General features: G+C 72.6%; 28 protein-coding genes, 1 pseudogene and 1 riboswitch. Of the genes and pseudogenes, 14 read left to right on the plus strand and 15 right to left on the minus strand.

Annotated features, from left to right (window positions below; translation table 11 throughout):
* Window positions 1-77 precede the first annotated feature (77 nt).
* From ABZX10_RS13550 to ABZX10_RS13560, 3 genes are read right to left on the minus strand one after another with little or no spacing between them, the layout of a single operon-like run.
* Window positions 78-1,316: an MFS transporter gene (locus ABZX10_RS13550; RefSeq protein ID WP_355540215.1), complete on the minus strand. Its 1,239-nt coding sequence runs from the start codon at window positions 1,314-1,316 to the stop codon at window positions 78-80.
* Between the two features lie 35 nt (window positions 1,317-1,351).
* Complete coding sequence (locus ABZX10_RS13555; RefSeq protein WP_355540218.1) at window positions 1,352-1,648, minus strand: DUF2537 domain-containing protein; 297 nt, start codon at window positions 1,646-1,648, stop codon at window positions 1,352-1,354.
* Complete coding sequence (locus ABZX10_RS13560; RefSeq protein WP_355540221.1) at window positions 1,645-2,487, minus strand: RNA methyltransferase; 843 nt, start codon at window positions 2,485-2,487, stop codon at window positions 1,645-1,647. Before ABZX10_RS13560 ends, ABZX10_RS13555 begins: the two co-directional genes overlap by 4 nt.
* A 24-nt stretch (window positions 2,488-2,511) precedes the next feature.
* Between ABZX10_RS13560 and ABZX10_RS13565 the strand changes: the two genes are divergently transcribed.
* A complete protein-coding gene (locus ABZX10_RS13565; RefSeq protein WP_355540224.1) occupies window positions 2,512-3,663 on the plus strand; it encodes a GNAT family N-acetyltransferase in 1,152 nt (383 codons plus the stop codon).
* 105 nt (window positions 3,664-3,768) lie between these two features.
* On the opposite strand, the gene ABZX10_RS13570 is transcribed toward ABZX10_RS13565, so the two are convergent.
* Entirely contained in the window at window positions 3,769-4,203 is a 435-nt protein-coding gene (locus ABZX10_RS13570; RefSeq protein WP_355540227.1) for a MarR family transcriptional regulator, read from the minus strand.
* Between the two features lie 136 nt (window positions 4,204-4,339).
* Here ABZX10_RS13570 and ABZX10_RS13575 point away from each other — a divergent pair, with 136 nt between their 5' ends.
* On the plus strand, window positions 4,340-4,528 hold the full coding sequence (locus tag ABZX10_RS13575; protein WP_355540230.1) for a DUF2530 domain-containing protein: 189 nt from the start codon (window positions 4,340-4,342) through the stop codon (window positions 4,526-4,528).
* Here the strand turns inward: ABZX10_RS13575 and ABZX10_RS13580 are convergent.
* The 3 genes from ABZX10_RS13580 to ABZX10_RS13590 form a co-directional block, all read right to left on the minus strand.
* On the minus strand, window positions 4,467-5,075 hold the full coding sequence (locus tag ABZX10_RS13580; protein WP_355540233.1) for a phosphatase PAP2 family protein: 609 nt from the start codon (window positions 5,073-5,075) through the stop codon (window positions 4,467-4,469). The genes ABZX10_RS13575 and ABZX10_RS13580 overlap by 62 nt on opposite strands.
* Complete coding sequence (locus ABZX10_RS13585; RefSeq protein WP_355540236.1) at window positions 5,069-7,369, minus strand: ATP-binding protein; 2,301 nt, start codon at window positions 7,367-7,369, stop codon at window positions 5,069-5,071. The genes ABZX10_RS13580 and ABZX10_RS13585 overlap by 7 nt, the downstream gene beginning before the upstream one ends.
* Before the next feature lie 217 nt (window positions 7,370-7,586).
* On the minus strand, window positions 7,587-8,264 hold the full coding sequence (locus ABZX10_RS13590; protein ID WP_355540324.1) for a DUF3027 domain-containing protein: 678 nt from the start codon (window positions 8,262-8,264) through the stop codon (window positions 7,587-7,589).
* Between the two features lie 138 nt (window positions 8,265-8,402).
* Between ABZX10_RS13590 and ABZX10_RS13595 the strand changes: the two genes are divergently transcribed.
* The 3 genes from ABZX10_RS13595 (at window position 8,403) to ABZX10_RS13605 (ending at window position 11,932) form a co-directional block, all read left to right on the plus strand.
* On the plus strand, window positions 8,403-10,193 hold the full coding sequence (locus ABZX10_RS13595; RefSeq protein WP_355540239.1) for an MFS transporter: 1,791 nt from the start codon (window positions 8,403-8,405) through the stop codon (window positions 10,191-10,193).
* 13 nt (window positions 10,194-10,206) lie between these two features.
* Window positions 10,207-10,749 (plus strand): DUF2771 family protein, encoded by a 543-nt coding sequence (locus tag ABZX10_RS13600; RefSeq protein ID WP_355540242.1) that lies wholly within the window; start codon window positions 10,207-10,209, stop codon window positions 10,747-10,749.
* 262 nt (window positions 10,750-11,011) lie between these two features.
* Window positions 11,012-11,932 carry a hypothetical protein gene (locus ABZX10_RS13605; protein WP_355540245.1) on the plus strand — a complete coding sequence of 307 codons (921 nt, stop codon included), beginning with the start codon at window positions 11,012-11,014 and terminating at the stop codon, window positions 11,930-11,932.
* A gap of 229 nt (window positions 11,933-12,161) precedes the next feature.
* Here ABZX10_RS13605 and ABZX10_RS13610 read toward each other — a convergent pair whose 3' ends face one another.
* A complete protein-coding gene (locus ABZX10_RS13610; RefSeq protein WP_355540249.1) occupies window positions 12,162-12,596 on the minus strand; it encodes a cold-shock protein in 435 nt (144 codons plus the stop codon).
* An 83-nt stretch (window positions 12,597-12,679) separates the two neighbouring features.
* Between ABZX10_RS13610 and ABZX10_RS13615 the strand changes: the two genes are divergently transcribed.
* From ABZX10_RS13615 to ABZX10_RS13635, 5 genes and pseudogenes are all read left to right on the plus strand, one after another.
* Window positions 12,680-12,892, plus strand: coding sequence for a hypothetical protein (locus tag ABZX10_RS13615; RefSeq protein WP_355540252.1), 213 nt, complete (start codon window positions 12,680-12,682; stop codon window positions 12,890-12,892).
* 11 nt (window positions 12,893-12,903) lie between these two features.
* Window positions 12,904-13,887 (plus strand): annotated as a pseudogene (gene moaA / locus ABZX10_RS13620) (GTP 3',8-cyclase MoaA); the annotation flags it as partial.
* 3 nt (window positions 13,888-13,890) lie between these two features.
* A complete protein-coding gene (locus ABZX10_RS13625) occupies window positions 13,891-14,130 on the plus strand; it encodes a MoaD/ThiS family protein (RefSeq protein WP_355540255.1) in 240 nt (79 codons plus the stop codon).
* Between the two features lie 151 nt (window positions 14,131-14,281).
* A riboswitch (cyclic di-AMP (ydaO/yuaA leader) is annotated at window positions 14,282-14,442 on the plus strand.
* A 9-nt stretch (window positions 14,443-14,451) separates the two neighbouring features.
* Entirely contained in the window at window positions 14,452-15,105 is a 654-nt protein-coding gene (locus ABZX10_RS13630) for a transglycosylase family protein (protein WP_355540258.1), read from the plus strand.
* Window positions 15,106-15,320: 215 nt separating this feature from the next.
* Window positions 15,321-16,199 (plus strand): hypothetical protein, encoded by an 879-nt coding sequence (locus ABZX10_RS13635; RefSeq protein ID WP_355540261.1) that lies wholly within the window; start codon window positions 15,321-15,323, stop codon window positions 16,197-16,199.
* A gap of 43 nt (window positions 16,200-16,242) precedes the next feature.
* On the opposite strand, the gene ABZX10_RS13640 is transcribed toward ABZX10_RS13635, so the two are convergent.
* The 4 genes from ABZX10_RS13640 to ABZX10_RS13655 are packed head-to-tail and all read right to left on the minus strand — an operon-like array spanning window position 16,243 to window position 17,822.
* Window positions 16,243-16,668, minus strand: coding sequence for a molybdenum cofactor biosynthesis protein MoaE (locus ABZX10_RS13640; protein ID WP_355540264.1), 426 nt, complete (start codon window positions 16,666-16,668; stop codon window positions 16,243-16,245).
* Complete coding sequence (locus ABZX10_RS13645) at window positions 16,661-17,161, minus strand: molybdenum cofactor synthesis domain-containing protein (RefSeq protein ID WP_355540267.1); 501 nt, start codon at window positions 17,159-17,161, stop codon at window positions 16,661-16,663. The genes ABZX10_RS13640 and ABZX10_RS13645 overlap by 8 nt, the downstream gene beginning before the upstream one ends.
* On the minus strand, window positions 17,161-17,586 hold the full coding sequence (gene moaC, locus ABZX10_RS13650; protein ID WP_355540270.1) for a cyclic pyranopterin monophosphate synthase MoaC: 426 nt from the start codon (window positions 17,584-17,586) through the stop codon (window positions 17,161-17,163). The genes ABZX10_RS13645 and moaC overlap by 1 nt, the downstream gene beginning before the upstream one ends.
* Window positions 17,587-17,627: 41 nt before the next feature.
* Complete coding sequence (locus tag ABZX10_RS13655) at window positions 17,628-17,822, minus strand: hypothetical protein (RefSeq protein WP_355540273.1); 195 nt, start codon at window positions 17,820-17,822, stop codon at window positions 17,628-17,630.
* A gap of 39 nt (window positions 17,823-17,861) precedes the next feature.
* Here ABZX10_RS13655 and ABZX10_RS13660 point away from each other — a divergent pair, with 39 nt between their 5' ends.
* Window positions 17,862-20,054: a helicase-associated domain-containing protein gene (locus ABZX10_RS13660; protein ID WP_355540276.1), complete on the plus strand. Its 2,193-nt coding sequence runs from the start codon at window positions 17,862-17,864 to the stop codon at window positions 20,052-20,054.
* A gap of 1 nt (window position 20,055) precedes the next feature.
* Here the strand turns inward: ABZX10_RS13660 and ABZX10_RS13665 are convergent, their stop codons facing one another.
* Complete coding sequence (locus ABZX10_RS13665; RefSeq protein WP_355540279.1) at window positions 20,056-21,267, minus strand: DUF6596 domain-containing protein; 1,212 nt, start codon at window positions 21,265-21,267, stop codon at window positions 20,056-20,058.
* Window positions 21,264-21,626 carry a YciI family protein gene (locus tag ABZX10_RS13670; RefSeq protein ID WP_355540282.1) on the minus strand — a complete coding sequence of 121 codons (363 nt, stop codon included), beginning with the start codon at window positions 21,624-21,626 and terminating at the stop codon, window positions 21,264-21,266. The genes ABZX10_RS13665 and ABZX10_RS13670 overlap by 4 nt, the downstream gene beginning before the upstream one ends.
* 178 nt (window positions 21,627-21,804) lie before the next feature.
* On the opposite strand from ABZX10_RS13670, the gene ABZX10_RS13675 reads away from it, so the two are divergent.
* The 3 genes from ABZX10_RS13675 (at window position 21,805) to ABZX10_RS13685 (ending at window position 25,224) form a co-directional block, all read left to right on the plus strand.
* Complete coding sequence (locus ABZX10_RS13675; RefSeq protein WP_355540285.1) at window positions 21,805-22,230, plus strand: DUF6069 family protein; 426 nt, start codon at window positions 21,805-21,807, stop codon at window positions 22,228-22,230.
* Window positions 22,231-22,444: 214 nt separating this feature from the next.
* On the plus strand, window positions 22,445-23,410 hold the full coding sequence (locus ABZX10_RS13680; RefSeq protein ID WP_355540288.1) for a hypothetical protein: 966 nt from the start codon (window positions 22,445-22,447) through the stop codon (window positions 23,408-23,410).
* Between the two features lie 146 nt (window positions 23,411-23,556).
* The gene (locus ABZX10_RS13685) at window positions 23,557-25,224 is read left to right on the plus strand and encodes a DNA repair helicase XPB (RefSeq protein ID WP_355540291.1); all 1,668 of its coding nucleotides are present in this window, start codon (window positions 23,557-23,559) and stop codon (window positions 25,222-25,224) included.
* Window positions 25,225-25,233: 9 nt separating this feature from the next.
* Here ABZX10_RS13685 and ABZX10_RS13690 read toward each other — a convergent pair.
* The coding region (locus ABZX10_RS13690) for an HNH endonuclease signature motif containing protein (protein ID WP_355540294.1) at window positions 25,234-25,536 on the minus strand (303 nt) is incomplete at its 5' end.

Consider the following 25,536-nt stretch of genomic DNA (forward strand, 5'->3'; position numbering starts at 1 on the left):
ATATCCCTCCGACCGAAACAGCCCTTTGACCTGCGGAAACAGGAAGCATGCGCACGACGCATGGCTGTTCCGACCGACTACACCTTCCCCGGCGCCTCCGCGGCGGCGGGCGCGGGCGCGGACCGTCGCAGCGCGTACCCGCCGCACAGCGCGCAGGTGACCGCGGAGATCACCCCGCCCACCAGGAGCGGCGCGGCGGGCGTCGTGGCATCGGCGATGGCGCCGAGCAGCGGCGCCCCCAGGGGCGTACCGCCGAGGAAGGCCAGCATGTAGATGCCCATCACCCGGCCGCGGAACTCGGGATCCACGGACAACTGCATGATGCTCATCGCGGAAGTGGTGAACGACATCTGCAGCAGCCCGACCGCCACCAACAGCACCGCCACCGCCCAGAACCACGGCGTCACCCCGGCCACGATCTGCACCACGCCGAAGGCGCACCCGCCGACCAGGGCCGTGCGCAACGAGGCGATCCCCGTCCGGCGAGCGGCCAGCAGTGCGCCGCCGAGCGTGCCGACGGCGAGCATCGTCGACAACAGCCCGTAGGCGTCGGCACCCAGCCCGAACCCCTGCCGCGCCAGCAGCGACAGCGCCAGCGGGAAGTTGATGCCGAAGGTCGAGACGAAGAACACCGCGATCAGTACCAGCACCAGTTCGCGGCGGCGCCGCACGTAGGCGAACCCGGCCCGCAACTGCCCCTTGGCCCGCTCCACCGGTGGTGACGGGAACAGCTCGCCCGGCCGCATCGCGACCAGCGCCACCACGATCGCCCCGGTGAACACCGCGTTCACGGCGAACACCCAGCCGGTGCCGACGCCCGCGATGAGCAGGCCGGCGATCGCGGGCCCCACGATCCGGGCGGCGTTGAACACCATGGAGTTCAGGCCGATCGCGTTGGGCAGCAGCTCCGGACCGACCATCTCGATCGTGAAGGCCTGCCGGACGGGCCCCGCGATCGCGGCGTTGCAGCCGAAGACGAAGGCGAGCAGCAGCACGTGCCAGAGTTCGACCACGCCGGTCAGCGTCAGCACCGCCAATGCCGCCGCGCACAGTGCCGCCGCGGTCTGCGTGACCATGAGCATGCGGCGCTTGTCGTACCGATCCGCGAGCAACCCCGCCCAGGCCGACAGGAACAACGTGGGCCCGAACTGCAGCGCCATGACCACACCCAGCACCCAGCCGCGGCCGTGCGCGAGGTCCAGTACCAGCCAGTCCTCGGCGACGCGCTGCATCCAGGTCCCGGTCAGGCTCACCGCCTGGCCGCCCGCCCAGAGCCGGTAGTTCCTCGCTGTCAGGGAGACGAAGACACTCGGCACCCGTCTGATAGTAGTCCTAAGTTTCTGGTCGGATCTCAGGCCAGCCCGCTCGTCAACGCTCCGGCCGCCGCACACCAGGCGAGGACGAGCGCACCGGCGAACCCCGCGCAGAACCATCGCGTCACCGGGCGCCGACGGTACGCCGTCAGCACCGGCACCGCGCCCGCGGTCCCGAGCGCGAGGAGGAACAGCCCCAGCCACCGGTTCACGATCATCACCGCCACGAACAGCCCGGAGAACACCCCACCCGCGACCAGCGCCACCAGCGTCGCGACCGCGACCCCGGTGAACCACGGCGGATACCGCGGCGGGAACGACCGGGGCGTGCTCACGTGCGGGCGCGCTCGTAGAGGGCCACGGCGGCGGCCGTCGCGACGTTGAGCGAGTCGGTGCCGCGCGACATCGGGATCCGGGCGCGGACGTCGGCCGCGGACATCGTCTCCGGCGTGAGGCCGGGCCCCTCGGCGCCCACGAGGTACGCCATCCGGTCCGGGGCACCGGCGACCGCCCCGGCCACCGTCGTCTCCCCCGACGGGGTGAGCGCCACCGTCCGGAACCCGTGCCGCGTCAGGAGTGACAGGCCGGCGGCGGGCCATCCGTCCACGGGCAGGTGCGCGAAGGGCACCAGCAGCACGTGCCCCATCGACACCCGCACCGCGCGCCGGTACAGCGGGTCCGAGCAGCGGGGACCGAACAGCACGGCGTCGGCGCTCAGGCCGGCGCCGTTGCGGAAGATCGCCCCCAGGTTCTCGTGGTCGTTCACGCCCTCGAGCACGACGACGGTGCGCGCCCCGGCCAGGAGGTCCGCCGCCGCGAGCGGCTCGGGTCGCCGCGCCGCGGCGAGCACGCCGCGATTGAGGTGGAAGCCCACGACCCGCGCCATGAGGTCGGCGGTCACGAGGTAGCGCGGCACCTCCGGCGCGACGCCGTCGAGGCGCGCGAGCTTGGACTCGACGCCCATGATCGCGTGCGGTACGAACCGCGACGCCAGCATCCGCTCCACCACGGGCACCCCCTCGGCGAGCACCACCGGCTCCGATCGGCCCGCTCGCTCCGCTCCTTGCGCCGGGCGCGCCACGTCCGGACGCTTGTCCGCCGCCGACAGGTCGCGGAAGTCGTTCAGCCGCGGGTCATCCGCGTCGTGAATCGGATAAATCGGTTGCGCCTGCACACCACCACCCTAGTATCGGGCCACGTGATCGAGATCCGTACCGCCGTCGAGGCCGACTGGCCGGAGATGTTCGCGCAGGACGTGCGCGCCTTCGGCTCCCCCTTCGAACTGGAGGCGCGCCCGCTGCTCCGGCGCACGCTCGACCTCGACCGGTTCGTCGTCGCACGGGAGAGCTCCGACGGTGCCCTCGTCGGCGTCGCGGGCTCCTTCGCGCTGACCCTGACGGTGCCCGGCGGGGCGCAGCTGGACGCGCCGGGCGTCACCTGGGTGTCGGTGGCGCCCAGCCATCGTCGGCTCGGCGTGCTACGGAGCATGCTCGACGAGCTGCACGCCCGCTACCGCGCCGAGGGCGCCGCCGTGGCGGTCCTCACGGCCAGCGAGGGCACGATCTACGAGCGGTTCGGCTACGGCGTCGCGACCGTGATCGACGAGGTGACGATCGCGCGCCGCACCGCGCGCCTGCGCGATCCGCTCCCCGGTCCGCTGCGCTCCCGCGCGGTCGAAGCCGACGCGGCCCGCGAACGCGTCGAGGAGCTGTACCGCCGCTGGCACGCCGCGACCCCGGGATCCGTCTCGGCGGAGCAGTTCTGGGAGCTGTTCCACGCGGACCCCGAGTGGGCGCGCTGGGGCGGATCGGCCCGCCGGTACCTGCTGCACCCCGACGGCTTCGTGACCTACCGGGTGGACGAGAAGGATCGGGCCCAGCTCGACGACGTCAAGGCGCTGACCGACGACGCGGCCGCAGACCTCTGGCAGACGGTGTTGGGACTCGACATCTTCGACGAGGTGACCGCCGACCTGCCCTCGGACCATCCGCTCCGCGAGATGCTCATCGACCCGCGGTCGGTGAAGACCACCGACCGCAAGGACCGGCTGTGGCTGAAGTTCCTGGACGTGCCCGCGGCGCTCGAGGCCCGCACCTACGAGAGCGACGGCGACCTCGTGCTCGCGGTCGACGGAACCCCGTACCGGCTCACCGTCTCCGGCGGCACGGCGCGCTGCCGGGCGACGGCGGAGGCACCGTCGGTCTCGATGACCGGGCCCACCCTGGCCGGCCTGTACCTGGGTGCGACGGCGCCGAGCACACTGGCCCGCGCCGGACGGTTCGCCGGAGAAAGCACCGCGCTGCGGGTTTTCTCGACCTCCCGGCAACCGGAACTCGGCACGTCGTTCTAACCCGCCGAGAATTCATCCCATGAATAGGGGAATTGTCCGAGAAAAGGAACGGCCCTATCGGAATCAATCCGATAGGGCCTGATGATGAAACCGGGTGAATCCGCCTTACTTCTCCTCGGCCGCAATGAGTCCGTTGAGAATGTCCACGGCGCCGTTCAGCGTGGACCGCTGCTCCGCGGTGAGGTCCGCGAGCTTGCCGCGCAGCCACGCCTCGCGCGCCGCGGCCTCGCCCGTGATGACCTGTTCGCCCTCGTCCGAGAGGCTGACGATCACCTGACGCCCGTCCGTGGGGTGCGGCGCCCGCCGGACCAGCCCCAGGTCCGCGAGGGAGGCGATGACCCGCGTCATCGACGGCGGCTGCACCCGCTCCCGGGCCGCGAGTTGGCCGGGCGTGAGCGGCCCGTCATTGGAAAGGGCGTTGAGCGCGGACAGCTGCGTCAGGGAGACGAGCGAATCACGCCGCCGGCCACGCAAGTGGCGGGCGAACCGCACGGTGGCCAGCGCGAGTTCGCCGGCCAGCCGATCGTCATTGTCAGTCACGGCGCTAGACTACATCCGTCAGAATGTTTTCCGCGCACGAACCCCGGGAGAGCCCGTGAACCTTCAAGGAAGCGATCCCGACCGCGGCACCAAAACCCCCGAACTTCCCCGCACTCTCACCGAACCTCGCCCGGTCGTGATCGCCGGAACGGTCTTGTTCGCGGCATTCTTCGCCGTCACGCTGCTCGCCCGGAACACCTTCGGCGCGGCCTGGGTCGTGTGCGCGTGCGGCGTCGGGGTCGGGGTTCTCGGCGCGACGGTGCTCACCCTGCAGCGCCGGGCGGCCCTCCGCGGCGATCGAGGGGCGCAGCGCGGGCTGGTCTGATCCGGCGCAGCACCGCCGCCCGCACCGCGAACCCCAGCGCCACCACCACCAACCCGATCGCCCAGCCGGCCAGCACATCCGTCAGCCAGTGCGCCGCCAGGTACACCCTGCTCAGGCCGATCGCGATCGAGCCCACGAGAGCGGCGGCGAGCGGCCATCGCCGGCCCGTGAGGGCGTGGGCGGCCACCGCGAGGGTCATGAGCACCACCATCGAGTTCAGCGCGTGCCCGGACGGGAAACTGAGACTGTCGATCTGGAGCAGCCGCGGCGGGATCGGCGGGCGCTCCCGACCGAGGGCGTTCTTGACCGCGATCATGAGGAAGAGCCCCGACAGCGAGGTCAGGCCGCAGTACAGCGCCCACCCGATCCGGCCCCGGTAGAGGAGGAAGAGGAACCCCACGATCGCGATCGCGAACATCGGGATCGTGTTGCCCACCGTCGTGATCGCGCGGACCACCGCCGTCAGCGCCTCGGTCCGGATCGACACGACCCAGTCGAGCACCGCCCCGTCGACCGGATTGGGCCAGGCACCGTCCCGCATCACCATCGCCCCGACTGTACGTGCAGGACACCCCCGACGAGGACGTACGGCACCCGCCGCTCCCCGGCGGCCACCCGCACGATCAGCTCGTCGTGGATCTCCGTCTCCGGCGCGTCCGGCAGCTCGCCGATGGCCTGCGCCAGGGTCACCCCGGGATGCGCACCGCGCACGAACCGGTCACCGCCGCTGACGATCTCGATCGGCTCCGCGCTCGCCAGCGGCAGGTCGAGGGTGTCCGCGAGGTCCGCGGCCACGTCGAGCCCGCCGAACACCAGTCCGTCGGCGGTGAACCGCGCGTGCGGCACGTCGAGCACGGCAGCGATGTCCGCGTCGAGGATCGCGCCGTCGGCGCCCCGGACCCGGGCGGGCAACCGCGCCAGGCGATGTCCCGCGATCGCCCGGTGTGCCGCGGCCACCACCGCGGGGGTCGGCGACCGGTCCGGGTCGGCCAGCGCGTCGGCGAGGACCTGCGCGTCCGCCGCGCCGCGCACCGCGGTGAACAGGGCGGTGCGCAGGCGCCCCGCGTCGGGATGGATGCACGGGTCCAGCAGGCCGGCGAAGGTGTCGTCGTCGGGCGAGCGCAGCCTTCCCAGTGCAGTGCGCGTGCGCAGCCACCACGCCGTGTAGCCGTCCGGATCGTCCAGCACGCCCGGCAGTTCCGCGATCAGCGCCAGCGCGGGGTCCCAGTGCTCCACCAGGTCCAGGTCGCGCACCGCGACCAGCTCGTCCGGCTCGCCGGGCAGGTGCGCCCACCAGTCCTCGGCGCCGTCGAGGCTCCGCTCCGGCTCCGTCGGCAGCGCCTCCCGGAGCACGCCGAAGGACCAACCCACCCCGATCGCCCGCAACGCCGCGGCGGGGTGCCGCGCCTCGAAGTCCGGCTCGACGGTGCCGTACGGATGATCCACCCCGAGCGCGGCCCGCAGCGGCGCCCCGGTGGCCAGGAGCTCGTCCGCGGGGTACAGCGCACCGTCATCGCCCGGGACCGGCAGCGCGCCCAGCCACCCGGGCCCGACGGTGCCGCCCTCCCCCAGCAGGCCCAGCACGGCCTCGGTGAGCTCGACGTCCTCGCCGGCGGGCCCCGCGTCCCAGTCGATCCGGCCGACCTCCTCGCGGAGCGCGGGATCGCCGAGCAGGTCCGCCGCGGCGAGGCGGCGGGCACCGGCCCGCTCCAGCAGCGGGTGCTGCGCGGCGGGGTGCACGACGCGGGCCCAGGTGACGAGGGCGAGCGCATCGGCGTCGCCCGCGACGAGCGCCGCGCCGCGCGCACCGGTCACGACCCGGCCGTCGGCGAGCGGGACCGGCAGCGCGCCGAGGTCATCCGCGGACAGGCGGGCCGCGTCGAACGCGGCGTACAGCCCTGCGTACCAGGCGGGTTCGCGATCGCGGGGCACGGCGTCGGCGAGGTCGGCGGCGGTCAGCTCGCGCGCACCGAGCGCGATCAGCCGCGCCGCGTCGGGCGCCGACGAGAACGCCGCCGGCACCAGCGGCAGGGTCTCGGCGAGCAGCGCGAACAGCTCGTCGGTGAGCCCCGGCAGCACCGCGGCGCGGTCCGGGCGCAACCGCGCACCGTCGGGCCCGGGGACCCAGGCGTGCCCGCGCAGCTCGTCCTCGGCCGCCTCCCGCAGCAGGGCGTCGACGGGGCCGGCCGGCGGCCGGCGCGGCGGCAGCAGCGGCATCGGGTCGGGCTGCGCGGCGACGAAGGCGGCGTAGCCGTGGGCGGCGAGCGCGACGTCCGCGTCGGGGTGCAGGCGGCGCCGGTCGGGCGTGGTGGGCAGGTCGGCGATGACCCGCACGGGCAGGGTCAGCGGCTCGTCGGTGCGCGTGGGCGCGTGCAGGAACCGCGCGTCGGCGCCGATCACCCAGCGCGCGTGCGGCCCGTGCCCGGTGACGAGGTCGGGGGTCTCGAACCGCTCGTCGCCGACGGTGACCGCCACGAGCGCGGGCAGGTCCAGCAGCAGGTCCGCGGCCTGGTCGGCGAACTCGCCGAGCAGCGCGGGGTCCGCGCCGACCAGCACGACCTCGGTCGCGAAACCCGCGCACGGCGGCGTGGCGACCGGGTACGGCAGGCGCATCGCGGCGACCTCGTCGAGGCCGGAATCCGCGCGGGAGCGCTCCGCGGAGAAGACGATCCCGCCGCCCGTCGACCGGATCTCGACCTGGTCGCTCACCGTCAGGACGGCGGCGAAGCCGACCCCGAACCTGCCGACGGAGGCACCGTCGGCCTTCGGCGAGACGCGCAGGGCGGCGAGCGAGGCGACCCCGGACTTCGACAGCGGTGCGCCGGTGTTGGCGACGTGCACCCCGTCGAGCTCGGCCCAGACGGCCAGCTCGCCGGGGATCCCGGCGGCGGTGGCGGCGTCGGCGGCGTTCTGCGCCAGCTCGACGGCGACGCGGTCGCGGTAGCCGACGGTGACCAGGTCCCGCTCGGCGGCGAGGTCCTCGGCCGCGCGGGTGGGCGAATCGCGCCAGGCGGCGAGGGTCGCGCGGCGCAGCGCGGCGGTCCCGAAGGGGTCCCGCTCAGCCCTGTTCGACAGGGACCTTCTCCACCGCGCCGTCGTCGTAGGGCTCGTACGCCGGGCTCCCCTGGCCCGACGGTGCCGGCACCGACGAGTGCGCGCCGCACCCGTAATGCGCGTGCACGACGTGCCCGTCGGCCGAGTACTCGTTGCCGCACGCGCCGAACGCCGCGCCGAGCACGCCCGCGAGTGGCAGGAAGAAGGCGCAGTCGCCGCAGTGGTACCGGGTGGAGCGGGCCATCTCGGACTCCGGACCGAAGTCGCCGGCCAGCCAGCGCTCGGCCGCGTCGAGGCGCCCGAACCGGGACATCACCCGCTCGAGGTTCACGCCGATCTCGCCGGCCACCTCGTCGATCGCGGGGTCGCCGGACAGGGCGTGGCCTGGCTCGATCCGCTCGTCGCCCGCGCGGGGCGGGAGCACATCACCCGGTGCCAGGTCGCCCGCACGCACCCGCTGATCCCACGGCACCCACTCGGGCGCGGTTAGCGAGTCGGGGCCGGGCAGCAACGCCGTCTCGGACACCGTCAGCTCGCCGCCGGGCGTGGCGGCGATGACGGCGCACCACTGCCAGCCGCGGTACGCGGGCAGGTTCGCCTCGAAGTAGTGGGCCACGGCGAACTCGTCCTCGACGACCATGGCCACGTGCGCACCCACCGGAGCGCCCTCCTCGGCTTCCAGTACGGCGCGCGCGAGGTCGACCGCGGCGGCTGACTGCAATGCGGAACTCACCCTCACGATTGTGCCGGACGCCGGGATCGCCGGTGCACGCGGGCGGCGAACCACCGGTGTCGGCGGCGCCGTCGCCGATGCGGAACAATGGTCCGCGTGAGCGGTCATCCGGGGCAGCAGCAGTATCCCCCCGACGAGCCCCGGCGCCGTCCGGGGTCGGTCCCGCGTGCGCACAGCGGGCAGTCGCCGCGGCAGGGCGCACCGTCGAACGCCGGGACGCAGGGTCCGCGCGCGCCGCGGCAGGGCGCACCGTCGAACGCCGGGACGCAGGGTCCGCGCGCGCCGCGGCAGGGGGCACCGTCGAACGGGGAACCGCACCGCCCGCAGTACGTCTCCAACCACCACCTCCCTCCCCTCGAGGACACCCCGACGCCGTCCGAGCGGCGCGCGGCCGAGGACGAGCAGCGGCGGATGCCGCGCAAGATCACCGTCACCCGGGTGGCGGCGATGCGCGGGCGCGAGATCACCGAGGCCGGGATCGCGAAGTGGCACCGGGCCACCACCGCCGACGGTGCCGACAAGTCCGGTCTGACCGCGCTCACCTACCCGGTGATCCTCAACAACGCCGTCGACGCCGCGATGATGGTCGCGCTGGCGAACACCCTCTTCTTCGCGGCGGCGCAGGCCGAGTCGAAGTCGAAGGTCGCGCTCTACCTGCTGGTCAACATCGCGCCCTTCGCGATCATCGCGCCGTTCATGGGGCCGCTGCTCGACCGCATCCAGCACGGCCGGCGGGTGGCGCTCGCGGCGTCCTTCGGGATCCGCGTCGGGCTCGCGGTGCTGCTCATCACGAACTGCTCGTACGACCCGGTCGCGAACACCGTGAACTTCGATCCCTGGGTCCTCTATCCCTGCGCGCTCGCGATGATGGTGATGAGCAAATCGTTCTCGGTGCTCAAGTCCGCGGTAGTGCCGCGGGTGCTGCCACCGTCGATCGACCTGGCCCGGGTGAACTCGCGGCTGACCCTGTTCGGGCTGGTGGCGGGCACGGGCCTCGGCGGTGCGATCGCGTCCGGCGCCGAGTTCGGGCTCAGCCGGATGCTGCACATCCCCGGCGGGATGTACGCGCTGATGGTGTTCGCGGTGGCGGGCGCGGTGCTGTGCATGCGCATCCCCAAGCGGGTAGAGAACACCTCCGGCGAGGTCCCGACCACGCTCTCCTACACCGGCGCCATGGCGCGCGAGGCGCAGCAGTCGACCGAGGGCGGGCGGGCGAAGCTGGGCGCCGCCTTCAAGAACCTGCGGGTACCGCTGGGCCGCAGCGTCGTAACCGGGCTGTGGGGCAACACCACGATCCGCGTCCTCACCGGCTTCCTGACCCTCTACATCGCCTTCTACAGCAAGGCGCAGTCGGCGTCCGGCGGCGATCCGTTCGCCTCGCTCGCGATGATCGGCGCGGTCGGCGCCGCCGCGGGCGTCGGCAACTTCATCGGCAACGGCATCGGCGCCCGGCTACAGCTGCCGCGGCCCGCGCGGATCGTCGTGCAGGCGACGATCGCCGCCACCGTCGGCGCGATCGTCGCGGCGGTGTTCGGCAACATCGTGGTGGTCTCCGCGGTCACCTTCATCGCCTCGGGTGTGTCCGCGTTGGGGAAGGTCTCACTCGACGCGTCGATCCAGGACGACCTGCCCGATGAGTCCCGCGCCTCGGCCTTCGGCCGTTCGGAGACGGCGCTGCAGCTCGGCTGGGTCGGCGGCGCCGCGCTGGGCGTGCTGCTGCCGCCCACGCTGTGGATCGGCTTCGCCACCGTCGCCGCGATCATGGTGGTGGGCACCCTGCAGACGGTCCTCACCTATCGGGGCGGCTCGCTCGTCCCGAACTTCGGCGGCAAGCGCCCCGAACACGTGCCGCCCACGATGAACACCCACCCACGATGAACGGGGTCGCTCGATGATCAAGCCCAGCCGGAACGTCCTCATCGCCGGGGTGGTGTTCGTCGTCGCAGCGGCCGTGCTGTTCGCGTTCACGATCAGCGCCGCGCTGGACAAGCGCGCCGAGCCGCGCCCCCGCCCGGCGCTGCACGCCACCGTCGGGTCGAAGCTGGTCGAGGTGTCGCCCATGGGGTACTGCGTCGACGGTCCGCCGCGGGTCTGCGACGCGCCGACGGTGCCGACCGCCATCCCCGTCGAGCCCGGGCGGGCGATCACGATCTCCCTGCCGACCTACATCACCGAGCGCCCGTGGTTCCTCACGGTGCAGCGCGTCGACCCGCGCACCGGGCGGGAGCAGCGGGAGCAGATCACGCACCTGCAGCCCACGCACGCCACGCTGGTGCTCAGGTCGACCCCCGATCTGCTCCTCGCCGCCGTCGACATCAGCGTGCCGTCGACCATCCAGGACCCCGAGGGCAACCTGCAGGCCCAGGCCGTCTGGGGCATCAACACCCTCCCCGAGAGCGCACCGAAGGACCTCGCCCCGGCCCCGCAGCCGTAGTCTCCGGGTCGCCACGGGTTGCTGCTGGTCGGTCCGGCACTGCGTCGACGCTCGATCACCGGGCAGATCGGGTGCGGATTCACCTGCGGCCGGGCGTTTCGGGTGCGGATGAGCTCCCGCACCCGTTCTGCCCAGTCGCACCCGGCACGCCGGGTGCGCTCGCGCATTTCGGGTGCGGGAGGGCTGTGGATGAGCCTCTTGCCCTGTGGATAACCCGCTGCTCCGACGGATCCGGCGGGGTCGGCCACGGTTGAATGCCGCTATGGGGGAGATCATGCCGCGCGCGCACCTGCGGTCCATCGGCTGGAGCAGCAACCAGATCACCAAGGCGGTGCGGAATCAGACGCTGATCCGGCCCGCGCCGGGTTCGTACCTCGAAGCCGAGCCGCGCGACGCCGAGGAGCTGTATCGACTCAAGGTCGTTGCGACCATGCGCCGACGCGCCGGCGCCGCCAGTCACCAGAGCGCCGCCGCGCTGCACGACGTTCCGTGGTTCGAGCCCGACCGTTCGCGGGTGCACATCACCGTGGACCGGCCGCAGGGCGGCGGCACCCGCGGCAAGGTCTTCCTGCACCCGCGGCCGCTCCCGTCGGAGGACGTCGTCGAGGTGGCAGGGGTCGTCGCGACCTCACGCGCCCGGACCTCGCTCGACGGTGCCATGACCGGCAACCTGGTTCGCGCGGTCATCGGCTTCGACGCGATCCGGCTCGTGCGGCGGTATCCCCGACCGGAGGACCCGGACCCGATTCCCCTCGCCGAGATCGAAGCGTGCAGGGAACGGATGGGTCGCAGGCGCGGCTGCGACATCGCGCGCAAGGCCCTTGCGCTGTCCGTGGAGAGGAGCGAGTCCGCCGGCGAGTCGTGGGCGCGGATGCAGATGCTCGCGTGGGGTCTGCCGACACCGGATCTGCAGGTCCGCTACGACCTCGACGGCTCCACCTACTACTCCGACTTCACCCTCGGCGAGGCTCTCATCGCCGAGTTCGACGGCAAGGGCAAGTACGGCGACACCGACGAGGAGAAGGCCGACGCCCTCGAGCGGGAGAAGACGCGACAGGAAGCGTTCGAACGGGCCGGTTTCGAGGTGATCAGGTTCGGCTGGCCGGTCCTCAAACGCGACGGTGCCCTCCGCGCCCTTCTTACACCGTCACTGCGGCGGCACGGGCTCCTCGACTCGGGATGAGGCCGGGCGATTCGGGTGCGGATGCACCTCCGGCCCGGCGTCTCGGGTGCGGATGCACCTCCGGCCGGCGTTTCGGGTGCGGATGAGCTCCCGCACCCATTCCGCGCAGTCGCACCCGGCATGCCGGGTGCGCTCGGGCAGATCGGGTGCGGATGGCTTCCCGCACCCGATCTGCCCGCGCCGTCCCCAGCCCGCGGACTGTCGACCCGCGGACCGTCGACCCGTGGAACTAGGCGTCGAGCTCCCGGGCGATCTCGCGCAGCACCTTCGCGATCTGCTCGGCGGCCTTGCGGTCGGGGTAGCGGCCCTTGCGCAGCTCGGGCTGCACGCCCGCGTCGAGCAGCTGGATCATGTCCTCGATGAGCACGTTCAGCTCCTCGGCGGGACGACGGTTCGCCGCGGGCCGGCGGCCGCGCGCGGCACCCGCCGCGCCCGCACCTGCACCGCGCGAGACCGAGGGGGCGGGCTCGAGCACGGTCACCGTCAGCGCCTGCGGGCCGCGACGCCCCGCGGCCATGCTGAACTCGACCCGCTGGCCCTGCCGGAGGCCGTCGGCACCGTCGGGCAGCGCGGACGAACGGACGTAGACGTCCTCCCCGCCCTCCTGGGAGAGGAATCCGAACCCCTTGTCCGTGTCGTACCACTTGACCTTGCCGGTAGGCATGTCTTCGTCACCTGCTCTGCGCTGAAAAGAACAACAAAACGCGCCCCGCGAACTGCGAGACGCACTGCGACTAGTCTAGACCTGTGGGCAAGTCCGTTTCCGTCGCCGTCTCCGTGTCGATCGCGCTGTTCGCGATCGGGTTGATCGCGATCGCCGCCCTGTTCCTCACTCCCCTCCTCGCGCACGGCACCACCGCACCCACCTGGGTGTACGCACTCACCCCGCTGACCCCGGTCGGCTTCCTCGTGGGCGTGGTCGCCGTGATCCTGGGAGGCCGCGCCGAGGACCGCGAGTAGCCGACGTGAAACCCCTCATCGACAAGTACGGCCGCGTGGCTCGCGACCTGCGCGTCTCGCTGACCGATCGGTGCAACCTCCGCTGCACCTACTGCATGCCCGCCGAGGGCCTGCCGTGGCTGGCCGGCGAGCACGTCCTGACGGGGCCCGAGATCGACCGGCTCATCACCATCGCGGTGCGCGACCTGGGCATCACCGAGGTCCGCTTCACCGGCGGTGAGCCGCTGCTGCGGGCGGACCTGGACCGGATCGTTGCGCACGCCGCCGCGCTCGAGCCGCGTCCGGAGCTCTCGCTGACCACGAACGGACTCTCCCTCGCCCGGCACGCCGAGAAGCTCGCCGGTGCCGGCCTGGACCGCGTCAACGTCTCCCTGGACACCGTCGACCGCGAGGAGTACGCCCGGGTCACCCGCCGCGACCGCCTCGACGACGCCCTGGCCGGACTGCGGGCCGCCGCGGCCGCCGGGCTCACCCCGGTCAAGGTCAACGCCGTCCTGGGCCCCGGCCGCCTCCGGGACGCGCGCCCGCTCCTTCGCCTCTGCCTCGACGCGGGCTACGAGCTGCGGATCATCGAGCACATGCCGCTCGACGCCGACCACACCTGGGATCGGGCCACGATGGTCACGGCCGAGCACATCCTCGCCGAGCTGCGTCGCGAGTTCGCCCTCACGCCGGCCGGCGAGCCCCGGGGCAGTGCGCCGGCCGAGCGCTTCCTGGTGGACGGCGGACCGTCGACGGTGGGCGTCATCGCGTCCGTGACGCGCCCCTTCTGCGGCGACTGCGACCGCGTCCGGCTCACCGCCGACGGCCAGATCCGTACCTGCCTGTTCGCCACCGACGAGACCGACCTCAAACCCCTGCTCCGCGGCGGCGCCTCCGATGAGGAGATCGGTGACGCGTGGGCCGCGGCGATGCTCGGCAAGCAGGCCGGCCACGGCATCGACGACCCGGCCTTCCTGCAGCCCACCCGCACGATGAGCGCGATCGGTGGCTGACACGTGCTGATCCGCTACTTCGCCGCCGCCCGCGCGGCCGCGGGGGTCTCCGAGGAGACCGTCCCCCTGCCCGACGGTGCCTCAGTCGCCGAGGTGGCCGACCTCCTGGCCGCTCGCCACCCCGAGCTGGGCCGCGTGCTCACGCGCTGCAGCTACCTGCTCGACGAGGTCGCCGTCCGCGACCTCGAGGCGCCCGCGACGGGGTCGATGCTCGACGTGCTGCCGCCCTTCGCCGGCGGCTGATCCGTCCGCCACGGGCTCGTGACATCCATCACACTCCACAAAATCACGGTCCGGTAACGGTTGGGCCACGGGCCGGGGTCTGTTACCGTCGCTGAGGGCCGCAGCAGTGGCCACCCGATCGGTCGCAGCGCAGAGCTTCGTCCAGTGTCCGTTTCGGGGAACGCACCACGATCTACACCTGGACGAAGGCGGAGGAACCACCGCGGCCGCACGGCCGCAGGGCACACGCCCTAGGGGTCAAGCCAGCAATGGCCGAGCAGCCTCTCGCTCGAACCCGACAGCTAACTTCGCACGCGCGTAGAGAGGGAATGACTTCACACGATGACCGCTCGTCACCGCAAGCAGTCCACCACCAGCCTGAGCGCCGCCAAGATCGCCGCCGCCGGCGCGATGCTCGGTGGCGCGGGTCTCGCGCTCGCCGCTCCCGCCGCGAACGCCGCGCCCGATTCCCAGTGGGACCAGGTCGCCTCGTGCGAGTCGGGCGGCAACTGGGCGATCAACACGGGCAACGGATACCACGGCGGCCTCCAGTTCAGCCCGTCGACCTGGGCCTCCTACGGCGGCACCCAGTACGCGCCCACCGCCAACCAGGCGTCGCGCGCTCAGCAGATCGCGATCGGCGAGAAGGTCCTCGCCGGCCAGGGCAAGGGCGCATGGCCCGTCTGCGGCCGCGGCCTCGGTAGCGCCACCCCGCGCTCCGTGTCCCCCACCGAGACGAGCACCTCGAACACCACGCGTCCGGTCACCAAGCCCGCGACCCCGGCGGCGCAGAAGCCCGTCGCCAAGCCCGCCACCCCGGCGGCGCAGAAGCCGGTCGCCAAGCCCGCGGTGAAGCCGGCAGCGAAGCCCGTCGCCGGCCAGACCGCGAACTCGGCTTACGTCCAGCAGGTCATCGCGCAGGCCCAGAACGGCGGCAAGCAGGTCGACCCGGCCGTGCTCGCCATGCTGCAGCAGGCCGCGGCCAAGGGCTACTGAGCTCCGCACACACGCTTCCCCCGAAGGGACCGACGGCATCGCCGTCGGTCCCTTCGGCGTTGCCGCGCCGGCCCTCATCCTGTGAACTGCGACACACCGACCCGATCACGAGGAGGTGACGTTTTGCAGTCGCACATCGTCTGCTAGGTTCTCCTGGATCACATTTCGCGACTGCAAAGCCGCGACTGCACAGCACACCAGGAAAGAGAGCCAGGATGACTGCTCGCCCCCGCACCGCACGCGCCACCGGCAAGATCGTCGCTGTCGGCGCTCTGATCGCCGCCGCGGGCCTCGTCGTCGCAGCTCCGGTCTCCGCCGCGCCCGGCTGCCCGTGCGCGAACCCCACCCCCGTGCCGACACCCGTCCCGGGCGCAGCGGCACCCGCGGCCGCGAAGCCCGCCCCGGCGAAGCCCGCGGCGGGTACTCCCGCCCGGCCCGGCTCGGTGACCGTTCCGGGCGTCGGCGCGGTCGTCATTCCCGGGCTCGGCGGGGTCGGCACCGGGACCGGCGCGGTCGTCCCCGCCACGGGCACCCACCCGGTCGCACCGCGCGGCAACGGCAACGGAGCGGGCGCCGTGGCGCCGATCGGCGTGGGCGCCGTCGCGCCCGCGGTCGGCACAGTCGTGCCCGTCGGCACCGGCGCGGTCGCCCCGCGCGGCACCGGCGTGGTTGCGCCTAGCGGCACCGGCACCGGCACCGGCACCGTCGCGCCCGTCACGGGTGCGGTCGCGCCCCGCGGCGTCGGCACCTCCATCCCCGGCGGCCTGGGTGGCCCGGCCATCGCGGGTGTCGGCGGCGTTCCCGTCGGTGCTCCCGGCGCGGGTATCGGCGGCGTGATCGGCCGCCCCGGACATCCGCTCGCGCCCGGCGACAACGGCGGTATCGACGGGGTCGGCGTGACCGGCACCAGTTCGGGCGTCAAGCCCGTGCGGCCCGTCGTACCCGCCACGGCGAACGTCCCGCAGCGTCCGGCGAACCCGGGCGCCACGATCCCCGACGGCGTGCTCGGCGTCCCGGTGGTTCCCGGGCACCTCGGTGTCCCCCTGTTCACTCCGCGCCCGTGCAACCCCACGAAGGTCACCACGTGCGCGTAGTTCCGGTCACTTCCTGACGTACCGGCATCGAGTGGGTCGGCGGCTACGCGCTGCCGACCCACTCGTCTGTTCCGTCCCGGAACAGTTGGTGCTTCCAGACGGGCAGCGCCTCTTTCACGGCGTCGACGATCCGCGCGCAGGTGGCGAAGGCGGCGGCGCGGTGATCCGCCGACACGGCGACCACCAGCGCGGCGTCGCCGATCGCCAGTGGGCCCACACGGTGCGACACGGCGACCGCTCGCACCCCCTGCGCGGCGTCCGCCTCGGCCTGCACGACGTCGGCGAGAACCCGCCCGGCGCTGGGGTGCGCCGAGTACTCCAGCCGTGTCACACCGCGCCCGCCGTCGTGATCGCGAACGGCTCCGACGAAACCCACGACGGCACCCGCCTCGGCTCTCGTCACCGCCGCCTCGTGCGCGGGCAGGTCGATGGGGTCCTCGGTGACCTGCGCGACGACGACCTCAACCATGATCGCCGCCGCGGATCTGGTCCAGCGCGTGCAGCAGCACCCCGTCGAGCACGGCCAGCCCGTCGCGGACGCCGCCGCTGGACCCGGGCAGGTTCACGACCAGCGAGGATCCCGCGACGCCGGCGAGCCCGCGGCTGAGCACGGTCGTCGGGACGTCCGGCAGGCCCGACGTGCGGATGGCGTTGGCGAGGCCGGGGATCTCGAAGGTCAGCGCGCCGCGGGTCTCCTCCGGGGTTCGGTCGGTGGGCGTCAGCCCGGTGCCGCCGGTGGTGAGCACGACGGCGTCGCCGCGCCGGACGGCGGAGCGGATGGCGGCGCCCACCTCCTCGCCGTCGGGCACGACGACGGGGCCGTAGACCTCGAAGCCCCGCTCACCGAGCCAGGCGGCGATGAGGGGGCCGGTGGTGTCCGCGCGCTCGCCGAGGGCGGCGCGGGTGGAGGCGACCACGACGGTGGCGCAGCGGTCGCGGGACGGTCGGAGTGGTTCGGTCATCATCTCTCCCAGTGGCCGGTCTTGCCGCCGTCCTTGGTGAGCACGCGGATGTCCGTCATGACCGCGGCCGGGTCGAGGGCCTTGACCATGTCGTGCAGGGTCAGGCCGGCGACCGATACCGCGGTGAGCGCCTCCATCTCGACGCCCGTCCGGCCGGTGCAGCGCACGGTGGCGGTGACGGTGATCTCCGCTCCCGAGGGCTCGAGGTCGACGACGACCCCCGAGATCGGCAGCGGGTGGCACAGCGGGATCAGGTCAGCGGTGCGCTTGACCGCCATGATCCCCGCGATGCGGGCGGTGGCGAGCACGTCGCCCTTGGGGACCGCACCGTCGGCGATGGCCGCGATGACGGTCTCGGTGGTGCGAAAGGTCCCGGCCGCGACCGCGGTGCGCGCGGTCACGTCCTTGGCGGACACGTCGACCATGCGGGCGGCGCCCGTCGCGTCGACGTGGGAGAGCTCTCCGGTCAGCGGTTGATCCGGGTCGACGGGTGCACGTACGGGATGTGCGCCTGCGGGAACTCGACCTCGCCGAACGGCGACATCGCGCCGACCACCGGGGCGGCCAGCTCGTTCACGGCGTGGGCGGCATGGCCGTCGTTCGCCTGCGGCCAGCCGTTGTCGACGTAGCCGGGCTTCTTCGCATTCGAGGTCTCAGACACGCCGCTATTCTGACATGCCGCGGTGTCTACGCTGTATCGGTGAGCAGTATTGCGGCGTCGGCCGCCCCCGCGGCGCTCCTCGCGGACTGGTTGCGCGGCCGCGACGACGCGGAGATCACGGCCCTCCTCGATGCCCGCCGCGACGTCGCGACGCCGGTCCCCGCGGGTTTTCCGGTGCTCGCGAGCCGTCTGCTCAGCCCGTCGTCACTGGGCCGGGTGTCTGAACGCCTCACCCTGCTGGATCTGGCCGTCCTGGAGCTCGTGCTCGCCGAACCCGGGATCGATGTCGAGGCGCTGGCCCGCCGGCTCCGCGGCCGGGCGCTGAAGAAGCAGGTCGTGGCGTCGGCGCAGAAGCTGCTCTCCCTGGCCCTGGTGCGGGGCGAGCAGGAGCTGTTCGCCGCGGCCGCGGTCCGGGAGGCCGTGCCGTGGCGGACCGCGCAGCTGATCGCCCCGCCGGACCTCGCGGACATCGACGCCGCCCTCGCGGCCGCGGGCGAGGACGAGCGGGCCCTGCTGGACCGCCTCGCGGAGGGCTCGCCGCTGGGCCGGACCGCCGCCGCGGGACCCGGCACCTCGCCCGAGCACCCGGTGCAGCGGATGCTCGCCTCCGGGCTGCTGGCCCGCGTCGATCACCAGACCGTCGAGCTGCCGTGGGAGGTCCGCGCCCGACTGCGTGGCGAGCTCCCCCTGGGCACGTCCCTCAAGCCGCCCGTGCTCGACGGTCCGCCCGTCCCCGGCGTCGACGGTGCCGGCGCGGTGGCCGCGCTGGAACTGCTCCGCCACGCCGACGACGTGCTGGGCGTACTGGGGGCGGTCCCCGCGCAGCGGGTGAAGGCGGGCGGCATCGGGATCCGCGAGCTGCGCCGCGTGGCGAAGGCGGCGGGCCTGCCCGAGGAGCGCGCCGCGCTCCTCCTGGAACTGCTCGCGGCCGCGGCGCTGATCGCCGAGGGCGAGCTCGACGGCGAGGAGGATTCGGTGTTCGCGCCGACCGTCGCGGTCGACGAGTGGCAGCGGTCCGAGCCCGCGGACCGCTGGGCGTTGCTCGCGCGCACCTGGCTGGACCTGCGACGACAGCCCGCCCTGATCGGTACCCGCGGCGAGGAGGGCATCGTCGGGCCGCTGCATCGGGCGGCGCGCAGCACCGTCGCCCCGCAGGACCGAGCGGCCGTGCTGGACGCCCTGGCCCTCGCCCCGGAGGGCACCGCCCCGGCGATCGGCGACGTGCACGCCGCGGCCCGGTACGCGCACCCGGCCTGGTACCGCAGGCTGACGCTGGAGGCGATCGCGGACATCGTCGAGCAGGCGCAGGTGGTGGGCATCGTCGCGGGCGGCGCGCTCACCGCCGCCGGCCGCGCGGCCCGCACCACCGATCCCGCGCAGGCGATGGCCGCAGCATTGCCGAAGCCGGTCGAGGAGTTCCTCCTCCAGGCCGACCTGACGCTGACCATTCCCGGGCCCACCACCCACGATTTCGCGGCCTCGGTCGCGCTGGTCGCCGACCTGGAGTCCGCGGGCGGCGCGGCCGTGTACCGCGTGACGGACGCGTCGGTGCGCCGGGCGCTCGACGCCGGGCGCACGTCCGCCGAGGTGCACGCCTTCTTCGCCGCGCACGCGGTGACGCCGGTGCCGCAGGGCCTGACCTACCTGGTCGACGACGTCGCCCGGCGGCACGGCGCGCTGCGCGCGGGCGTCGCGGGGTCGTTCCTCCGCTCCGACGATCCGGCGCTCGTCGCCGCGGTCCTCGCCTCCCCCGTCGCCGAGGCGCTCGCGCTGCGGGCCGTCGCGCCGACGGTGCTCATCGCCCAGGTCACGTTGTCCGACCTGGTGGCGGGCCTGGCCGCGGCGGGCTTCAACGCGGCCGCGGAGGACTCACGCGGCGTCGTCGTCGACCTGCGTCCGTCCGCGATCCGGCTGCCCCCGCCCCGGTTCCGGCCGCCGGCCGCGCAGCCCACGCTCGAGCAGCTGGCCGATGCGGCGGTGCAGATCCGCCGGCAGGACGCCCCGTCGAACGACGGTACGGGGGTCTCCGGCCCGGAGCTGATGGAGCTGCTGCAGGCCGCGGCGGGCGACGGCCGGCCCGTCCGGCTGGGCTACGTGGACGCGAACGGGGTGTTCACGCGGCACGTCGTGGTGCCCGAGTCGGTGCGACACGGGCAGCTCACCGCGGTCGACGGTGACTCTCCCCGCCGGTTCGCCCTGCATCGCGTGACCACCGCGGAGTACGCCGAATGACTCACACGAGCTCGCCGCGCTTGCGGGTGAGGTAGGCCCGCTCGGCGGAGTTGCCCGCCGCGGAGATCGCGGCGTCGTACTCCGCCTTCGCCTCGGCGGTGCGTCCGAGCCGCCGCAGCAGGTGCGCCCGGGTGGCGTGGAACGGGTGATAACCGGTCAGCGGCAGCGGGTCGACGAGGGCGAGTGCGACCTCGGGGCCGTCGAGTTCGGCGACCGCGACGGCCCGGTTGAGCCGCACGATCGGCGACGGGTCGATGGTCAGCAGCTGGTCGTAGAGCGCCACGACCTGCGCGTAGTCGACGGTGTCGGCGCTCGGCGCGTCGGTGTGCACGGCGCCGACCGCGGCGAGGATCTGGTACCGCCCCGGCCGGTTCAGCGCGAGGCACTCGCGGACCAGACGGTGTCCCTCGGCGATCGCGGCCCGGTCCCAGCCGGCGCGGTCCTGTTCGTCGAGCGGCACGAGCTGGCCGCCGCGCACGCGCGCGGCCCGGCGGGCCTCGGTGAGCAGCATGAGCGCCAGCAGCCCGGTGACCTCGGGATCGTCGGGCAGCAGCGCGCGGACCAGCCGCGCCAGCCGGATGGCCTCGGCGGTGAGCTCGGCGCGGATCGGCTCACCGTCGCCGCTCGCGAGGTAGCCCTCGTTGAAGACCAGGAACAGCACCGTCAGCACCCCGTCGACCCGGTCCGGCAGGTCCGACGGTGCCGGCACCCGGTACGGGATGCGCGCGGCGACGATCTTCTTCTTGGCGCGGGTGATCCGCTGGCCCATGGTGGTCTCGGGGACGAGGAAGGCGCGGGCGATCTCGGGCACCGTCAGGCCGCCCAGCAGGCGCAGCGTGAGCGCGATCCGTGCCTCGGGGGCGAGCGCCGGGTGGCAGCAGGTGAAGATCAGCCGCAGCCGGTCGTCCTCGACCGCGCCGACGGATTCGTGCGCGGAGTCGTCGTGGATCATCTCGGCCGCCCGGTGCTTGTTCTCGCGCAGGTTCTCGCGGCGGATCCGGTCGATCGCGCGGTTGCCCGCAGTGGTGGTGAGCCAGGCACCGGGGTTCGGCGGGATGCCCTCGGCACCCCAGCGCTCGACGGCGACCAGGATCGCCTCGCCCGCCGCCTCCTCGGCGATCGTGATGTCGCCGAAGCGGCGGACGAGCGAGGCGATGACCCGGCCGTACTCCTCGCGGAAGACCCGGTCGAGCGCGGTACCGGCGTCGGTCACGCCAGCCCGTCGAAGGCGCGGACCTCGACGGTGCCGCCGCACGCCTTGGAGCCCTCGGCTGCGAGCCGCAGCGCGACGTCGAGGTCGGGGGCATCGATCACCCAGAAGCCGCCGAGGAGCTCCTTCGATTCCAGGTAGGGGCCGTCGGTGATGATCGGCTTGTCGCCGCGGCCGTCGACGACGGTGGCGGTGGTCGCCTCGGCGAGCCCGCCCGCGAAGACCCAGTAGCCGTCGGCCTTGAGCTGTTCGTTGAAGGCGTCCGTCCGCGCGAACGCCTCCTCCATCGCCTCCTTGGTGCCGTAGTCGCCGAACTCGGTGCGCTCGACGGGGCCGTGCACGGAGAGCAGATAGTGCGTCATGGTCGTTTCCTCTCGGTCGAGGGGCCGGGTTGGCCGCCCTTCACCCTCACTACGAACGCGGCGACGCCGATCCGACACCGCCCCGAGAAAATTCTGCCGCGCATGTCGAAATCGGGTCGGGTGGTTCGTGGAGTAGGCGAGGGCGGCGCACCGTCGCCCACCGACCGAGGAGCCCGACATGACCACCACCGCCACCACCCCCGTTCCCGCCCGCACCGACCGCCTGCCCGTCTGGAAGCACGGCCTGGCCGCCTCGGTCGGCGCGTCGATCGCCACCACCGCGATCGCCGCAGTCGCGTCCGCCGCGGGCGTCACTTTCGCCGGGCCCGACGGTTCCTCCATCCCCCTGCTGGGATTCGCGCAGCTCACGATGCTCTTCTCGCTGATCGGCGTGGGCATCGCCGCGGTGCTGGCGCGGCGTGCCCGGCGCCCGCGCTCGACCTTCGTGCGCACCTGTGTGGCGCTCCTGGTCCTGTCCTTCGTCCCGGACCTCACCTTCGGCTTCGACGGTGCCTCCGCCGCGGTCCTGATCCTCACGCACGTCGCGGCGGCGACGATCGTGGTGCCGACGCTCGCGCGGCGGTTGGTGCGGGACAACCGATAGCGGAGAAGTTCACTCGGCCCCACCTGGGCGCCACTGCCCGAGACCCGGCTCTCCGTCCGCCACTGCGTGCCCGCTGCGCATGTCGATCTCCCTGCGCACCTTCGCCACCTCATCCCTGGTCGCCGCTTCGCTCGTGGGCTCGGTCCCGCTTCGACAGTGCTGACCGAACCGGCGGGCACCTCCGCACTCGCCCCCCGCACCGCGCCTGGCCTCGGTGGGCAACTTCCGCGACGCGGCGGGAGCCAGGTTCGCCACTGCCGGCGGCAAGCACGTGCGACGGGGCGTGGTGTATCGCTCGAACGCGCTGACCCGCGACGCCGCCGACGCCGCGGTGCTCGACGGGGCTCGGCCTGGTCGAGGTCTACGACCTCCGGACCACGCCCGGGGTGACGAAACATCCGGATCGAGTGCCCGATTCGGCGAGCTGCTGCGCGGCACGCCGCGGCGAACGGCACGGCCTGCACCGCGTAACGACCGCGGAGTACGTGGAACAGCGATCGTTGGCGATACTCATCGCGACGATGATGTCATCGGCGGGATCAGAGCGTCACCGCCCGCCCGGCTGTCCGCACCACGACGACTGCCACGATCTGGGTTGATTGGCCGCAGCCGAGTACCCGATATTGACGCAGACGCGAAACAGGCGCGCCGAAGCGTACGCCTGACCCGCGAGATTGATTCCCGCTCCCGACGATCCGCATTGCCGGTACCAACCGTCACTTGTCGAGCCGGCACCACCCGCTGGAGGCCAACTCACCGAACCGGTAACCGTGGTCCACGTAATTCGAACGAATGCACAGCCATTCTTGTTGAGCCGAACCACCGACCCGTTCGGCATCTGTCCCCGAACCACGTCAGGCCTCCAAGAGCGCGCGCCGCGATACCAATTGACGTGCCCGTAGGCTTGTGCCGCACTGTTCGCGCTGACGAAATTGAAGGTGTCCTGCTCAATGAACTCGTAGGAATCAGCCTGCGCAGCAGCAGTCGGAACGAGAGCGATACCCGCCGCCGCGACCGCTCCCAGAACTGCCGCGCGACGATTGTGAGAAAGAATCATTACCCACCCTCTTGTTTGATAGAAACGAAAGTAATACGAGAAATTACACGCGGCGCCACAGCCCGTCAACGAAGGATTCGACGACAAATCAACTGTCGCTATTTCGTACGCGTTCCAGAATAATGGAATTCTAATGCCTCATTCACTTACCAACCAAGACCCACATCTCTGGTGACTGGCTCGACACAGAGGATGACTTCGGGCCGACCCCGCGGCGGCGTACTGGCCCGCTGGCTGGCGATGGCATCCAAACGCGGCACAATGGATAGATGACCGACGGACCCCTCATCGTCCAGTCCGACAAGACCCTCCTGCTGGAGGTCGACCACGAGCAGGCGAACGCCGCGCGCGCCGCGATCGCGCCCTTCGCCGAGTTGGAGCGCGCGCCCGAGCACGTGCACACCTACCGGGTGACGCCGCTGGCGCTGTGGAATGCGCGCGCCGCGGGCCACGACGCGGAGCAGGTCGTCGACGCCCTCGTCAGCTTTTCTCGCTACCCGGTGCCGCAACCGTTGCTGGTGGACGTGGTCGACACGATGAGCCGGTACGGCCGGCTCCAGTTGGTCAAGCATCCGGCGCACGGGCTCACGCTGGTCTCGCTGGACCGGGCGGTCCTCGAGGAGATCCTCCGGCACAAGAAGATCGCGCCGATGGTCGGTGCCCGCATCGACGACGACACCGTGGTGGTGCACCCGTCGGAGCGCGGTCACCTCAAGCAGCTACTGCTCAAGGTCGGGTGGCCCGCGGAGGACCTCGCCGGCTACGTCGACGGCGAATCGCATCCGATCACGCTCGACACGGACTCGAACCCCTGGGAGCTGCGGGACTACCAGAAGACCGCGGCCGATTCGTTCTGGCTGGGCGGTTCCGGCGTCGTGGTGCTCCCCTGCGGCGCGGGCAAGACGATGGTCGGCGCGGCGGCGATGGCCCGGGCACAGGCGACGACGCTCATCCTGGTGACGAACACCGTCGCGGGGCGGCAGTGGAAGCGCGAGCTCCTGGCCCGAACCTCGCTCACAGAGGAGGAGATCGGCGAGTACTCGGGCGAGAAGAAGGAGATCCGCCCGGTCACCATCGCGACGTACCAGGTACTCACGCGGAAGTCGAAGGGCGAGTACAAGAACCTCGACCTGTTCGACTCCCGCGACTGGGGCCTCATGATCTACGACGAGGTGCACCTGCTCCCCGCGCCCGTGTTCCGGATGACGGCGGACCTGCAGTCCCGCAGGCGACTCGGGCTCACCGCCACGCTGGTCCGCGAGGACGGCCGCGAGGGCGACGTGTTCTCGTTGATCGGCCCGAAGCGGTACGACGCCCCGTGGAAGGACATCGAGGCGCAGGGTTGGATCGCTCCCGCCGACTGCGTCGAGGTGCGGGTGACGCTCACCGAGAACCAGCGGATGCAGTACGCGACCGCGGAGGCCGACGAGCGGTACCAGCTGTGCTCCACCGCGCACACGAAGATCGCCGTGGTGAAGTCGATCCTGGAGCGGCACAAGGGCGCTCCGACGCTCGTGATCGGCGCCTACCTCGATCAGCTCGAGGAATTGGGGCGCGAGCTCGATGCGCCCGTGATCACCGGGGCGGTCAAGAACAAGGAACGCGAGGCCCTGTTCGACAGGTTCCGATCGGGCGAGATCTCGACGCTCGTGGTGAGTAAGGTCGCGAACTTCTCGATCGACCTCCCGGAAGCCTCCGTGGCAGTTCAGGTCTCGGGCACCTTCGGGTCACGGCAGGAGGAGGCACAGCGTCTCGGCAGGCTCCTGCGCCCGAAGCACGACGGCGGCACGGCCCACTTCTACTCCGTGGTCTCCCGCGACACCCTCGACGCCGACTACGCCGCGCATCGCCAACGGTTCCTCGCGGAGCAGGGCTACGCCTACCGCATCGTCGACGCCGACGACATCCTCGGCCCCACCATCGGCGAGGCGAGCTGAATCCTCCTCTCACGCGGCCTGATTCGGGGCGGTCGATCGGTGCACATGTCCGGTCGGGGTTCGGGTTTCGACGGTGTGCCGCCCGGATTCGTCGTCAACGGTTGCGCTGCGCCAACCGGGGGCTTCCTTGGCGTAATTGCATGCCGCGCACAGCCCCTGCCCGTTCTCGAAACTCGTGGGGCCGCCCTTCGCGTGCGGGGTGACGTGGTCGGTATGGGCGATCGGCGCGTCGCAGTACGGGGTGCGGCAGTACCGGTCCCGCACCCGGATCACCTCCGCCAGCCCGTCGGGGAACAGGCGTTGCCGGGAGTC

The organism is Tsukamurella sp. NPDC003166 (assembly GCF_040611135.1).
In the GTDB taxonomy this organism is placed as follows: domain Bacteria; phylum Actinomycetota; class Actinomycetes; order Mycobacteriales; family Mycobacteriaceae; genus Tsukamurella.

Excerpts from the sequence above, each read along its gene's own strand:
- ABZX10_RS13685 (WP_355540291.1), top strand. The coding sequence starts at position 23,557 with ATGACCGACGGACCCCTCATCGTCCAGTCCGACAAGACCCTCCTGCTG.
- ABZX10_RS13580 (WP_355540233.1), bottom strand. The coding sequence starts at position 5,075 with ATGGTGATGCGGGACGGTGCCTGGCCCAATCCGGTCGACGGGGCGGTG.
- ABZX10_RS13675 (WP_355540285.1), top strand. The coding sequence starts at position 21,805 with ATGACCACCACCGCCACCACCCCCGTTCCCGCCCGCACCGACCGCCTG.
- ABZX10_RS13605 (WP_355540245.1), top strand. The coding sequence starts at position 11,012 with ATGGGGGAGATCATGCCGCGCGCGCACCTGCGGTCCATCGGCTGGAGC.
- ABZX10_RS13670 (WP_355540282.1), bottom strand. The coding sequence starts at position 21,626 with ATGACGCACTATCTGCTCTCCGTGCACGGCCCCGTCGAGCGCACCGAG.
- ABZX10_RS13600 (WP_355540242.1), top strand. The coding sequence starts at position 10,207 with ATGATCAAGCCCAGCCGGAACGTCCTCATCGCCGGGGTGGTGTTCGTC.
- ABZX10_RS13630 (WP_355540258.1), top strand. The coding sequence starts at position 14,452 with ATGACCGCTCGTCACCGCAAGCAGTCCACCACCAGCCTGAGCGCCGCC.
- ABZX10_RS13635 (WP_355540261.1), top strand. The coding sequence starts at position 15,321 with ATGACTGCTCGCCCCCGCACCGCACGCGCCACCGGCAAGATCGTCGCT.
- ABZX10_RS13645 (WP_355540267.1), bottom strand. The coding sequence starts at position 17,161 with ATGACCGAACCACTCCGACCGTCCCGCGACCGCTGCGCCACCGTCGTG.
- ABZX10_RS13610 (WP_355540249.1), bottom strand. The coding sequence starts at position 12,596 with ATGCCTACCGGCAAGGTCAAGTGGTACGACACGGACAAGGGGTTCGGA.
- ABZX10_RS13640 (WP_355540264.1), bottom strand. The coding sequence starts at position 16,668 with ATGGTTGAGGTCGTCGTCGCGCAGGTCACCGAGGACCCCATCGACCTG.
- moaC (WP_355540270.1), bottom strand. The coding sequence starts at position 17,586 with ATGGTCGACGTGTCCGCCAAGGACGTGACCGCGCGCACCGCGGTCGCG.
- ABZX10_RS13595 (WP_355540239.1), top strand. The coding sequence starts at position 8,403 with ATGGTCCGCGTGAGCGGTCATCCGGGGCAGCAGCAGTATCCCCCCGAC.